We start from the raw sequence: 13,632 nt of genomic DNA, 5'->3' as shown, positions 1-13,632 counted from the left end.
TTCTGTGCAAAAAATTCTCTTTTCTGTTACACTCAATAGCAGAATACATTTTCCGAGGAAATCAAATGAAGATTCATAAAATTATCAACCTTGTTGCTTTTGAAAACACCTATATCTTAGAAAATAACCAGGGCCTCCTAGTCGTCGATCCTGGCAGTGACTGGAAAAAGATTGAGCGCAAGCTAGAGGAACTCGCCAAGCCTGTGATTGCTGTACTCTTGACCCATACCCATTATGACCACATTATGAGTTTAGAAAAGGTCCGAGAGCACTATGCTGCCCCACCTGTCTATGTGGCTGAGAGTGAAAGCAGCTGGCTCTACACACCGACAGATAACCTATCTGGTCTGGCGCGCCATGCTGATCTGGATGATATTATCTGTCGACCAGCAGAAGAGTTTTTCTCCTACGAAACAGACTATGATCTTGGAGGCTTTCACTTCTATGTGCTTGCAACACCTGGCCACTCCATCGGAGGTGTCTCTCCAGTCTTTCCAGATGACCGCCTTGTTTTGACGGGCGATGCCCTCTTTCGGGAAAGCATCGGACGAACGGATCTTCCTACAGGAAACATGGAGCAATTGCTGACATCCATTCGCGAGAAACTTCTGGTATTACCTAAAGACTACGCTGTTTATCCTGGGCATGGTCATGATACCACTATTTCACATGAAAAAATCTTTAATCCATTTTTAGCTCAGTAGCCATTAAAGCAATTAACTATAACAAAAATAGAGTTTGAAATTCTTCAAACTCTGTTTTTTTATGATTTGTTAAATCTTCAAGAAGCGTCTCATAGAGATGATAGATCCCAATGATCCGATAAGAATTCCCAACACAAAGAGTGCTGCTATCATAATCGGACTAAAGAGTTTTGGATCAATCATAGAAAGTCCTTGACCTACCAAGCTCTTATTCATAGTCTGGTAGGCTATACCATATGTCAAATACACTACAAGTGACGGAACTGTCGCTCCTAGCAAGCCAATCCACGCTCCTTCAAACAGGAATGGTCCGCGGATATAGCTATTCTTGGCACCAACCAAGCGCATGATTTGAATCTCGCGACTTCGGGAAATAATGGTAATCCGAATAGTATTGGAAATGAGAAGGATAGCAATGAAAATCAGAAGCGCTGTCCCAATCAATCCCCATGTTTGGATGAAATTAGAAAACGCAAAGAGATTTTTGGTATTGGTACCCCCATTTTGAACCTCTGAAACACCATCAACCTTTCTGGCATCTTTTGTAACAGATTCAACATACTTAGGTGCCTTGGTCTCAACAATATAAGCATCGTAAAGAGGATTATTTTCTTCATCAAAAACATCCCACTCACTACCCATGGTCTCTGTTAGCTTATTATACTGCTCTTGCTTGCTAGAAAAAGTAACCTTCTCTACATTTTTCATAGAAGTCAGAGCATCATAGACCTTATGGTAGTCCTCATTCTGAACTGTTTGACCTTCTTTTACAATCGTTTCGCTATTATCGAAAACATCCTTACGCATGTATACCATGACGCGGACATTATTGGAAATATCATTTGCCAACTTGGCTGTATTTAAAATTACTGAAGCAAAAACAGCTACTAAGCTCAAGGTAATCATAACCGAGCTGACAGCCGCTACAGTCATCCAACCATTCCGCGTAAGACTCTTAAGCGACTCAATCAAATGACGAAAAAATCTTCTAATCATCGTATCCGTATTCTCCTTCCGCTTCATCACGTACCACACGGCCATTTTCAATAGCAATAACGCGGTGACGCAGAGTATTTACAATCTGGCTGTTGTGGGTTGCCATCAGGACTGTTGTTCCCTGAAGGTTAATCCGCTCCAGCAGGTTCATAATCTCCCAAGAATTATCTGGGTCCAAGTTTCCTGTCGGCTCATCCGCAATCAGGACTTTAGGGTTGTTGGCAATAGCACGCGCAATGGCAATCCGCTGCTGCTCACCACCGGAAAGCTCATTAGGAAATGAGCGAACTTTATGCTTAAGACCAACCAAATCCAGCACTTCCATAACCCGCTTTTTAATATTGCGGCGGCGCTCACCGATAACTTCCATAGCGTAGGCAATATTCTCATACACCGTCTTTTTAGGAAGAAGTTTATAGTCCTGGAAGACTACTCCAACCTGACGACGCAGCATTGGAACATCACGCTTCTTAATCTTAGCTAAGTCAAAATCAGCTACTTTCAGACTTCCCTTATCCAGCTTTATCTCCCGGTAAAGCAAACGAATAAAGGTTGACTTTCCTGCGCCTGAAGGGCCAACAATATAGGCAAACTCCCCAGGTTCTACGTTAATAGACACACTACGTAAGGCAGTGGTCCCGTTGCCATACTTCTTGACAACATCTTTCATTTCAATTATTGACATCTATTGAAATTTCCTTTCAATCTAATTCTAATCTCTTGCATTTCCTAGTTCAAACGCCATTTCAAATAGGCGTCGATGAAACCATCCAAATCTCCGTCCATAACCTTGTCCACCTGTGCTACTTCGTAACTGGTCCGATGGTCTTTGACCATGGTATAAGGCGTAAAGACATAGGAGCGGATTTGGCTGCCCCAGGAAATCTCCTTCTTATCTCCCTTGAGTGAATCGACTTCGGCTGCTTGTTTCTCTTGCTCTAGCTGATAAAGCTTGGCCTGCAGCATCTTCATCGCTCGATCACGGTTTCCATACTGAGTCCGGTCAACCGTAGACTGCACCACAATTCCTGTAGGAATATGGGTCAGCCGCACACCAGTAGAAACTTTATTGACATTCTGTCCGCCGGCTCCTCCCGAGCGGAAAGTGTCCATCTTAATATCGTCATCGCGAATTTCCACCTCAATGGTGTCATCCAGCTCTGGCATGACCTCTACTGAGGTAAAAGAAGTATGGCGACGTTTAGCTGAGTCAAATGGTGAAATCCGAACCAAACGGTGGACTCCCATTTCTGACTTGAGCAGACCATAAGCGTGCGGCCCTTCAAATGAAAGAGTCACTGACTTAATTCCCGCTTCATCTCCCGCTTGATAGTCCAAGACCTCAACTTTGAAGCCCTTGGCATTGCCAAAGCGCGTATACATACGCAGCAACATATCTCCCCAATCCTGGGCCTCTGTACCACCAGAGCCCGGGTGAATTTCAAGGATAGCATTGTTATTGTCGTAAGGCTCAGATAGGAGCAGGGTCATTTCATAGCTGGTCATCATTTTCTCGAGTTCGGCCAGCTTTTCTTCCAACTCTCCCTGAACCGACTCATCCTCAGCCAGAAAATCAAGCAAGATTTCCGATTCATCAAAAAGCTCAGTCATCTGATGGAAATTTTCATAGGTTTGCTTGAGTTCATTCAGCTCTTGAGATGTCTTCTGAGCTGCAATGTTGTCATCCCAAAAGTCGGGTTCTGTCATCTTATTTTCTAAGATGGCAATTTCTTCTTCCAGACCTTCTAAGTCAAAGAGACCCCCTGAAAGAAGCTAATTTTTCACGATTTGCGTCAATCTTTTGACGAATTTCTGAAATGTCCATAAATACCTCTTTTCACATATCGTTTAATTATAACATAAATTAAACAGTTTGCCTAATCTCACATTCAGCAGCTTACATTTTATCGGATTTTCCCTAGCTAGGCAAGACAAGCGACTCCTTGTCACCTAATTGTTAAAAAAGGAATATAATGACATGGGGTTGGAAGAATTATTTCAAGCCTTCCTAGACTTCGTCCATGAATAAACGAAATACAAGATTACGATAATTTATGAGGTGTTCAGATAAAAGGAAGACTCTCCATAGGTGCTTAAGCATTTCCAACTTTTAAAAAATATGCTAGACTAAAACCATGACAAGAATCGGATTTATGAGCGACCTCCATCTGGACTCCAATCAATTTGGAGACTTTGAGCGGCAAGCACTCCGCCAGCTTTTAAAAAAGGAAGGTATTGACCACCTACACATCGCAGGGGATTTGTCCAACGACCTGACCAAGATCAGTTTGCCCTTTATTGAAACTTTGAAGCAAGAGATTCCCCTTTCTTTTAATCTGGGAAACCACGATATGCTGGGACTTTCTGAGCAAGAAATTTCAAACTATGATTTTCAGGTCCAACAGTTCGGCCAGACCACGCTCGTCAGCTTTTCTGGCTGGTACGACTACAGCTTTGTTCCAGAAAAAAGCAAAGAAGAGCATCTGAGAACCAAGACAAATTTCTGGTTTGACCGCAGATTGGAGCGTCAACTCGACGACCCCAGTATTACGGCTCAGACACTGCAAGAGTTAGAAAAACTGCTGGCGACTTTAGATGGTCCCATTATTGTTGCTCTGCATTTTGTCCCTCATCAAGACTTTCTATACGACCATCCCTATTTCCAGCGCTTCAACGCCTTCCTAGGAAGCCAAGCTTTTCATCGGCTCTTTGTCAAATACAAGGTGAAAGAGGTTGTTTTCGGTCATCTCCATCACCGCCACCAAAGCCGTGTTATCGAAGGTGTCCGCTACCATATGCGTCCTCTGGGCTACATCCGTGAATGGGAACTGACTCGGAATTTTTTTAATGACTTTCCTCAGTATAAGATTCCCCAGATGTATCGCCTGCACAAGCGTTATAATGCTGTTAAAGATTTAGTCGAATTCCGAGACTATAAGAAAAAACACCTAGCAGCTGAACTGCGAGATGCTTTAACAGTAATTGAAGTTCAGTAATGGAAATGTTGAATAGCAGCTCTCAGCTCATCTGAGAGCTGCTTTTTGCTGTCCAACTTCACATAGACTTCTAATAAGCAGGAGCGAAAATTGGAAAAAGAAATGAAGTCTTGGTTGTTTTCCAATGGAAAACTCTGTGATTGAAGCCATAGTCTAAGTTCACGCTGCGACAGTTTTTCCTTTAAGACAGCTTGATAGAGCATCTGGGCTAAGCGCCAATCCTCATCATTTCCGAAACGGACTGAAACTCTTTTAAAAACTTGATGAATGACCTCTAAAACCTCTGGCATCCTACTAGAGGGAAAGTCCGGATGACAAGCCACTTCTGTCAATAAGTCTGCTCCATGAGCGAAGGCATGAACCCAACCGTATTTCCTGGAGTAACCCCTTGTGTCTCTTTCTACTGACAGGTAGGTTAGCCCCTTATCTAGTAAATATTTTCTTCCTTGCACTGATAATGCCTGATAATACGAAGAGTTTGGATTACCATCACAGTTTAAGAGATTGGCATAAAGTAAAGCTGTGAAGGAGCGTGTTAAGGTAGCTTGACCATTTTTATCACTCTTGTAAAAAAGTCCTTGTCTGTTAACTGCTTCTTGAGCCAAGAAACGAAACTGTTCAGCTGAAAACAGGTCAGTCTGAAGTCCCCTTGCTAAGGACGAAAAGACTAACTCATCACGGATTGTCGCTTCTGGATGACCAATATGATCCAGTAACCATAAGATTTCTTCCTCATAATATAAAGGAGAAGCCTCTTCCAACTTCTTTCGTAAGTTTTGATACATACTTTCACCGTCCTTTCGAGTTCCTTTCTTTGAATTTGATTATATCGCCTTGTACGCAAAAAAGCCATCCGCAGATGACTTTTTGCTGTTAAATAGCGTTTTTGTCCATACCTAATTTACGCTGGATGAACTTAACAATTTCAACAATGACAATCATGGCAAAGCTACCAATCAAAACAACCGTCCATTGTGACAAGTCCAGTTTGGTTACATGGAAAATCTTTTCCAGTGGATCAATTACAATAGTTGAAATCAATAGGATGAAAGAAACCAGAATAGACCAGTTAAAGGTCTTAGACTTGAATGGACCAACTGTAAAGATAGACTGGTAAACAGATTTTACATTATAAGCATGGAAGAGCTGGATGAGGCCAAGCGTTGCAAAGGCCATTGTCAGAGCGTCCGCATGGATAGCCTTGATATCACCGGCATGGACGGGATTAGAGATAGCATAACCATAAACTGCCAGAACCAAAGCCCCTTGCAGGACACCCTGATAGATGATAGAGCTCATCACTCCACCTGAGAAGAAGCTAGACTTACGGCCGCGAGGCTTATGACTCATGACACCTGGCTCAGCAGGCTCAACTCCTAGAGCGATGGCAGGGAAGGTATCCGTTACTAGGTTAATCCAAAGCAGATGAACTGGCTGCAACACATCCCAACCAAAGAGGGTTGCCAAGAAAATAGTCAGCACCTCAGCTGTATTAGCTGAAAGGAGATACTGGATGGTCTTTTGAATATTAGAGAAGACCTTACGTCCTTCTTCAACGGCTACAATGATGGTCGCAAAGTTATCATCTGCCAGAATCATGTCAGAGGCACCCTTAGATACTTCTGTACCAGTAATGCCCATACCGATACCGATATCCGCAGTCTTCAGAGCTGGTGCATCATTGACACCATCACCTGTCATGGCTACGACCTTGCCTTGGTTTTGCCATGCTTTGACGATCCGTACCTTATGCTCAGGAGAAACCCGTGCATAGACAGAGTATTGACCAACAACCTTTTCGAATTCCGCATCAGAAAGCTCATTGAGCTCTGCACCAGTCAGGACATGGTCTTCAGTATCTCCTTCTTCGATGATACCCAAGCGCTTAGCGATAGCTTCTGCTGTATCCTGATGGTCACCGGTAATCATAATCGGACGAATACCTGCTTCCTTGGCTACACGAACGGCTTCTGCAGCTTCTGCACGTTCTGGGTCAATCATACCGATTAAACCAGTAAAGATTAAATCATTTTCCAGATTTTCAGACGTCAGGTCAGTCGGAACTGCATCAATAATCTTGTAGGCGCCAGCCAGCACACGCAGAGCTTGGTGAGCCATGTCTGAGTTGTTAGACTTAATCAGCTGTGAAGTAGCGTCATCAATCGCTGCAACATCTCCAGCCTTATCACGGGCAACACAGCGTTTCAATAGTTGATCTGGTGCTCCCTTTACTGCCACAAGGAATTTCCCATCTGGCAATGGATGGACAGTAGACATGAGCTTACGGTCTGAATCAAAGGGAAGCTCAGCTACACGAGGATATTTCTCTAAAAAGGCTTTCACATCATAGCCCTTGTCCAAAGCATATTGGATAAAGGCTGTTTCTGTTGGGTCACCAATTAGCTTCCCTTCCTGGTCAATCTTGGTATCATTGGCCAAAACAACTGAACGTAAGAGAGGTAGCTCCAAGCCAAGTTCAATATCTTGTCCAGCTTCATTCAGGACTCCGTCATAAAAGACTTTTTCGACCGTCATCTTATTCATGGTCAGGGTACCAGTCTTATCTGAAGCGATAATCTCAGTTGATCCCAAAGTCTCAACAGCTGGAAGCTTACGGACAATTGAATTCCGCTTAGCCAAAACCTGAGTTCCCAAAGCCAGCACGATGGTAACGATAGCAGGCAGACCTTCTGGAATAGCCGCAACTGCCAAAGCTACAGAAGTCATCAGCTCATCCAGTGGATTTTTACCTTGAATGAAGACACCAACTACAAAAGTCACTGCAGCAATCACCAAGATAGCATAGGTCAGAACCTTAGACAGGCTATTAAGATTTTGCTTGAGCGGTGTGTCTGTTTCATCCGCATCCTGCAACATACCCGCGATGTGGCCGACTTCTGTATACATCCCTGTATTAACAACCAATCCAACCCCACGACCATAGGTCACATTTGAGTTTTGGAAGGCCATATTCACACGATCGCCAATACCAGCATCTGCAGCCACCTCAACTGTCAAATCTTTCTCAACTGGAACAGACTCACCAGTCAGAGCCGCTTCTTCGATTTTCAGTGAATTAGCTTCCAAAAGTCGCATATCTGCTGGGACAACGTCCCCGGCTTCCAGTCTAACGATATCGCCAGGTACCAACTCTTTAGAATCTACTTCTGTGACATGGCCATCACGCAGGACACGCGCAGCCGGGCTGGACATGGATTTGAGAGCTGCAATCGCTTCTTCAGCCTTGCCCTCCTGATAGACACCGAAGATGGCATTGATGATTACGACTGCTAAGATGATTAAAGCATCTGCGATGTCTTCGCCGCCTGATGTGACAACAGACAAGACAGCTGCTACCAACAAGATGATAATCATCAAATCCTTGAACTGCTCCAAAAACTTCATCAAGAGAGATTTTTTCTCCCCTTCATCCAGTTCATTGCGGCCATAATCAGCTAAACGCTTGGCTGCTTCTTGACTGGATAAACCTTGCTCTGAAGCGTCCAAAGTTTTGAAAATTTCCTCAGGACTCTGGGTGTAAAAAGCTTGGCGCTTTTGTTCTTTTGACAATGTATTCCTCCTCTTGGCCTCTTTTATTTCTGAAGTTTTCTGACCACTACGACTCATCATCTCGAGCCACATCAGTCATACCCAAAAAGTCAGAAACAAAAAAGAGACCTGTTTATTAACAAGTCTCGCTATTTCATACAAGGCCGGAAATTTCTTTCGTATTGACGACCTTGTAACGGTTATTCCGTTAGCTACTCCCTTGAGTTAGAAACTATTATACCAAATTTTCAAGCTTTTGCAAGGGGAAACATTATGATTTTCAAGAGTTTTCTCGGAGAATAGTAGCTAACCCCAGCTAATCTCCATCTCATAGCTGGCAAAAATCTGCTCTCCGTCAACAGTTTTCAGCTGATAATGAAGTTGCAGAACCTGCTTGGTCAAATCAACCTTATAGAAAGGAGTATCGGTCACAAACTGCTGCACGCCCACAGGTGTATAGATGCCAACCAGCGCCTGCCCTTGACTGATGAAGCGCATGATGGACTTAGGCTCAGAAAAGCGGGTCATAACCAACTCTTTATCGTGAAACTTCAGAACTACTTTCTCTCCTTCTTCATTTTTGTATAGCAGATAATGATAGTTTCCTTTTTGCGTCCAGTCCGTATCGTAGATTTGATCAATTAGCTCGGTATGCCCGTCCAGCTGGATGTGATTTTTTATTCTGATTTGCATCTTTATCTCGTTTCTCTTTTTCTTTCCCTATTTTATCAAAAAAAGGACAAAATTGCTCTTCTTTCAGTCGCAGCTTTGATTTTTTTCCTACTATGATTTGTGGTATAATGGTAGTATGATTGAAAAAGTATTTCGGGACCCGGTTCATAATTATGTTCATGTGGACCATCAGGTTATTTATGATTTAATCAATACCAAAGAATTTCAACGGCTGCGCCGCATCAAACAGCTGGGCACCTCCGGCTATACTTTCCACGGCGGGGAGCACAGCCGTTTTTCGCATTGTCTGGGAGCTTATGAGATTGCCCGGCGCATCACCAAGATTTTCAATGAAAAATACCAAGCCAACTGGGACAGCCACGAAAGCCTGCTGACTATGACTGCTGCTCTCCTGCATGACTTGGGACACGGAGCTTATTCACACACCTTCGAGCGGCTCTTTGATACTAACCACGAGGACATTACGCGGCAAATCATCACCAGTCCAGAGACAGAGATTCATCAGGCTCTGGTGCAGGTTTCGCCGGATTTCCCAGAAAAGGTGGCTAGCGTCATCAACCATACCTACCCCAATAAGCAGGTGGTCCAGCTGATTTCCAGCCAGATTGATGTGGACCGGATGGATTATCTCTTGCGAGATTCCTTCTTTACTGGCGCTTCCTATGGGCAATTTGACTTGACTAGAATTTTACGAGTGATTTGTCCTGTAGAAAACGGTATCGCCTTTAAGCGCAATGGCATGCATGCGGTAGAAGACTATGTAGTCAGCCGCTACCAGATGTACATGCAGGTCTATTTCCACCCGGCTAGCCGAGCTATGGAAGTTCTGCTGCAAAATCTGCTCAAGCGTGCTAAATATCTCTATCCGGCTCAGAAGGATTATTTTGCGCTGTCATCGCCCAATCTCATTCCATTCTTTGAAAACAGAGTGACCCTGCAGGATTATCTGGCCTTGGATGATGGTGTTATGAATACCTATTTCCAAGTTTGGATGGCTAGTCCAGACAAGATTTTATCTGACTTAGCTCAGCGTTTTATCAACCGCAAGGTCTTTAAGTCTATCGTCTTCTCTCAGGAAAACGAAGCGCATTTGGATATCATGCGAGACCTAGTTGGACAGGTTGGTTTTGACCCTGATTACTATACTGCTATTCATCGTAATTTTGATTTGCCTTATGATTTCTACCGGCCTGACGTTGAAAAACCTCGGACCCAGATTGAGATCCTACAAAAAGATGGCAGCTTAGCAGAACTGTCCAGCCTGTCTCCTATCGTTCATTCGCTAGCTGGAACCAGACAGGGCGATAATCGCTTCTACTTCCCCAAGGAAATGCTGGCAGAGACCGGACTTTTCAGCGAAAAAAACCAGACTTTTATGCAATATATCAAAAATGACCAATTTACCTACGGAGAATAACATGTCTATTAAATTAGTTGCCGTTGATATTGACGGCACCCTTTTAAATAACCAAAAAGAAATCACTCCTGAAGTCTTCAGCGCTATTCAGGATGCCAAGGCTGCTGGTGTCAAAATCGTTATTGCAACCGGCCGTCCTATTGCAGGTGTTCAAAAGCTTCTTGAGGAGCTAGAACTTAATCAGCCAGACAACTATGTCGTTACCTTCAACGGCGGACTGGTACAGGATACTGTTACAGGTCAAGAATTAATCAAAGAAACACTGACCTATGACGACTATCTGGATATCGAACTGCTCGGGCGAAAAGTAGGTGTCCACATGCATGCCATCACCAAGGACGGCATTTATACAGCCAATCGTAACATCGGCAAGTACACTGTTTACGAGTCCAATCTGGTCAGCATGCCTATTTTCTACCGTACACCTGAGGAAATGGCCAATAAAGAAATCGTCAAGTGCATGTTTATTGATGAGCCGGAAATTTTGGACGCGGCCATTGCTAAGCTGCCACCGGAATTAGCTGAAAAATATACACTGGTTAAATCAGCTCCTTTCTATCTGGAAATTGTCAAAAAGACTGTCAATAAAGGGGCTGCTATCCTTCATCTGGCTGAAAAACTTGGCTTAAGCAAGGAGCAGACTATGGCTATCGGTGATGAAGAAAATGACCGCGCCATGCTGGAAGCCGTCGGCTCTCCTGTTGTCATGGAAAACGGCAAGGAAGAACTCAAGAAAATCGCCAAGTATATCACCAAATCAAACGACGAATCCGGCGTAGCACACGCTATTAGAGAGTGGGTTTTAAAATAATGTTTAGTTACAAAATTGGAATTTCAGCTCGGGAACACGACGATTTTGTCACAGCTCATCCCCAGGCCAATCTTCTGCAGAGTTCAGCCTGGGCTCAAATCAAGGACAACTGGGAAAACGAACGCTTGGGCTTCTATAAAGACGACCACTTGGTTGCTGCAGCCAGTGTCTTGATCAAACCACTGCCCTTGGGGATGACCATGCTTTATATCCCGCGCGGTCCCATCATGGACTATAGTGACAAGGAGCTGCTGACCTTTGTTTTGGCGTCGCTCAAGAAATTTGCCAAGGAGAAAAAAGCGCTCTTTGTCAAGTTTGATCCTAGCCTCTTTCTGGCAGAAAGCAAAATGGGCGGTGAATTGCAAGACAAGGCAGAGACAGTTGAGCTGATTCAAGAACTGCAGCAAGCAGGAGCTGTCTGGGTCGGGCGGACTGAGTCTCTGGACGAAACAATCCAACCTCGCTTGCAGGCAAATATTCATAAAGAAGATTTCAGCGAGGATCTGCTTTCTAAGAGTACTCGGCAGGCTATTCGTACAGCTCGTAACAAAGGTATTCAAATCCAATTTGGCGGAGCAGAATTACTGGACGACTTTTCAGCCTTGATGAAGAAAACGGAAAATAGAAAAAATATCCACCTGCGTGGCAAAGACTATTACCAAAAACTTTTGGATACTTATCCTGAGCACTCCTACATCACCTTATCCAGCATTGATCTAAAGGCACGATTGGAAGACTTGCAGGCTCAGCTGACTAAGGCACTCAAGGAAGCAGAGAAATTTACCGAGAAAACCAAACCCGGCAAGATTGAGAATAACCAGCAAGAACAGAAACGCCTCCAGGAAGAGATTGACTTCCTACAGGACAAAATCAGCCAAGGTGCTACTGTCGTTCCCCTGTCTGGCACCTTAGTCTTAGAATACGGCAAGACCTCTGAAAATATCTATGCCGGCATGGACGAGGAATACCGTCGTTACCAGCCTGCCATCATCACTTGGTACGAAACGGCCAAGCATGCTTTTGAGCGCGGGACAGATTGGCAAAATATGGGCGGCATCGAAAACGACCTCAAGGGCGGTCTCTACAGCTTTAAATCCAAGTTCAATCCGACCATTGAGGAATTTGCTGGTGAGTTTAACTTGCCAACCAATCCTCTTTACCACCTCTCCAATCTGGCCTACACTCTCAGAAAGAAACTGCGCAGCAAGCATTAAAAGAAAGGAAGCCTATGACCTTTAAACTTCTCAGCAAAGAAGAATTCATCCAGCATACCTCAGCTAGCTCCCAACGCTCTTTTATGCAGACCGTGGAAATGGCAGAGCTGCTGAGCAAGCGTGGCTTCAGTACCCAGTATATCGGCTACACTGACCCGCAGGGACAGGTAGTGGTGTCTGCTGTCCTCTACAGTATGCCGATGACTGGCGGCCTCCATATGGAAATCAACTGCGGTCCTGTCTCTACCGATGCTAAATACCTGACTCCCTTCTATCAAGCTTTGCAGGCTTACGCTAAAAAAGAAGGCGCTCTAGAGCTCATCATCAAGCCCTACGAGACTTATCAGACCTTTGACAGCAATGGCCAGCCCACATCTGATGAAAAAGTCGCGCTTATCCAGCAACTGACTGATTTGGGCTTTGACTTTGACGGCTTACAGTCAGGCTATCCAGGCGGGGAGCCTGATTGGCATTATGTCAAAGACTTAGCTGGTCTGACAGAGAAAGACTTGCTCAAGTCCTTCAGTAAAAACGGCAAGGCGACCGTCAAAAAGGCGAACACCTTTGGTATCAAGCTAACAAGGCTGGAACGTGACCAACTCAGCGTTTTCAAAGACATCACAGCTGCTACTTCTGACCGGCGGGAATATGATGACAAGCCACTAGACTACTATCAAGATTTTTATGATAGCTTTGGTCAGCAGGCGGACTTTATGACAGCCAGTCTCAACCTCAAGGACTATCTTCAGAACTTACAAAAAGACCAAGAGAAACTGGGCCAAAAAATCCAGAAACTGCAGGCTGACTTGGAAAACAATCCTCAATCTGAAAAGAAACAAAATCAGCTGCGAGAACTTTCCAGCCAGTTTGATAGCTTTGAAACCCGCAAAGCTGAAGCCCAAGAACTAATTGATAAGTACGGCGACCAAGACCAAATCCTGGCTGCCAGCCTCTTTATCTATACCCCTCAGGAAGCAACCTATCTCTTCAGCGGCTCCTATCCTGAGTTTAATAAATTCTACGCTCCAGCCCTTCTGCAGGAATACGTTATGACCGAAAGTATCAAGAGAGGCATTCCATTTTACAATTTCCTCGGTATTATGGGAATTTTCGATGGTTCTGACGGCGTTCTGCGCTTCAAACAAAACTTCAACGGCTTCATCATCCGAAAAATGGGAACTTTCCGCTACTACCCTAACCCTCTCAAGTTTAAGCTGCTTCAGCTCATAAAAAAAATTCTAAGACGTTAAAA

General features: G+C 44.2%; 12 protein-coding genes. 6 read left to right on the top strand and 6 right to left on the bottom strand.

Annotated elements, in window-relative coordinates:
• Positions 1–65: 65 nt before the first annotated feature.
• Complete coding sequence (locus tag K1I80_RS11100; RefSeq protein ID WP_002915496.1) at positions 66–704, top strand: MBL fold metallo-hydrolase; 639 nt, start codon at positions 66–68, stop codon at positions 702–704.
• Between the two features lie 69 nt (positions 705–773).
• Here K1I80_RS11100 and ftsX read toward each other — a convergent pair whose 3' ends face one another.
• From ftsX to prfB, 3 genes are all read right to left on the bottom strand, one after another.
• Positions 774–1,700, bottom strand: a complete 927-nt coding sequence (gene ftsX, locus K1I80_RS11095; protein WP_002910064.1) for a permease-like cell division protein FtsX — start codon at positions 1,698–1,700, stop codon at positions 774–776.
• Entirely contained in the window at positions 1,693–2,385 is a 693-nt protein-coding gene (gene ftsE / locus K1I80_RS11090; RefSeq protein ID WP_002895890.1) for a cell division ATP-binding protein FtsE, read from the bottom strand. The genes ftsX and ftsE overlap by 8 nt, the downstream gene beginning before the upstream one ends.
• Before the next feature lie 44 nt (positions 2,386–2,429).
• Positions 2,430–3,525, bottom strand: a protein-coding gene (prfB, locus tag K1I80_RS11085; RefSeq protein ID WP_097677707.1) for a peptide chain release factor 2 whose coding sequence is annotated in 2 segments (ribosomal slippage) — positions 2,430–3,452 and positions 3,454–3,525 — 1,095 coding nt in all. Because the reading frame shifts where the segments join, the coding sequence is not laid out codon by codon here.
• A 310-nt stretch (positions 3,526–3,835) separates the two neighbouring features.
• Between prfB and K1I80_RS11080 the strand changes: the two genes are divergently transcribed.
• Positions 3,836–4,696 carry a metallophosphoesterase gene (locus K1I80_RS11080; RefSeq protein WP_223313882.1) on the top strand — a complete coding sequence of 287 codons (861 nt, stop codon included), beginning with the start codon at positions 3,836–3,838 and terminating at the stop codon, positions 4,694–4,696.
• On the opposite strand, the gene K1I80_RS11075 is transcribed toward K1I80_RS11080, so the two are convergent.
• The 3 genes from K1I80_RS11075 to K1I80_RS11065 form a co-directional block, all read right to left on the bottom strand.
• Positions 4,690–5,481 (bottom strand): DUF2785 domain-containing protein, encoded by a 792-nt coding sequence (locus K1I80_RS11075; protein WP_223313881.1) that lies wholly within the window; start codon positions 5,479–5,481, stop codon positions 4,690–4,692. The two genes, K1I80_RS11080 and K1I80_RS11075, sit on opposite strands and share 7 nt — an antisense overlap.
• An 88-nt stretch (positions 5,482–5,569) precedes the next feature.
• The gene (locus K1I80_RS11070; protein ID WP_185776890.1) at positions 5,570–8,266 is read right to left on the bottom strand and encodes a cation-translocating P-type ATPase; all 2,697 of its coding nucleotides are present in this window, start codon (positions 8,264–8,266) and stop codon (positions 5,570–5,572) included.
• 285 nt (positions 8,267–8,551) lie between these two features.
• Positions 8,552–8,938, bottom strand: coding sequence for a DUF1934 domain-containing protein (locus K1I80_RS11065; RefSeq protein ID WP_185761267.1), 387 nt, complete (start codon positions 8,936–8,938; stop codon positions 8,552–8,554).
• Between the two features lie 115 nt (positions 8,939–9,053).
• Between K1I80_RS11065 and K1I80_RS11060 the strand changes: the two genes are divergently transcribed.
• From K1I80_RS11060 to K1I80_RS11045, 4 genes are read left to right on the top strand one after another with little or no spacing between them, the layout of a single operon-like run.
• Entirely contained in the window at positions 9,054–10,355 is a 1,302-nt protein-coding gene (locus tag K1I80_RS11060) for an HD domain-containing protein (RefSeq protein WP_223313880.1), read from the top strand.
• A 1-nt stretch (position 10,356) separates the two neighbouring features.
• A complete protein-coding gene (yidA, locus tag K1I80_RS11055) occupies positions 10,357–11,166 on the top strand; it encodes a sugar-phosphatase (protein ID WP_223313879.1) in 810 nt (269 codons plus the stop codon).
• Entirely contained in the window at positions 11,166–12,380 is a 1,215-nt protein-coding gene (locus tag K1I80_RS11050) for an aminoacyltransferase (RefSeq protein WP_223313878.1), read from the top strand. The genes yidA and K1I80_RS11050 overlap by 1 nt, the downstream gene beginning before the upstream one ends.
• 14 nt (positions 12,381–12,394) lie before the next feature.
• The gene (locus K1I80_RS11045; protein WP_223313877.1) at positions 12,395–13,630 is read left to right on the top strand and encodes an aminoacyltransferase; all 1,236 of its coding nucleotides are present in this window, start codon (positions 12,395–12,397) and stop codon (positions 13,628–13,630) included.
• Positions 13,631–13,632 lie beyond the last annotated feature (2 nt).

It is taken from the genome of Streptococcus sanguinis, assembly GCF_019929225.1.
GTDB lineage: Bacteria > Bacillota > Bacilli > Lactobacillales > Streptococcaceae > Streptococcus > Streptococcus sanguinis_J.
The sequence above is the reverse complement of the archived record's forward strand: the minus strand, read 5'-3'. Positions and strand labels throughout refer to the sequence as shown.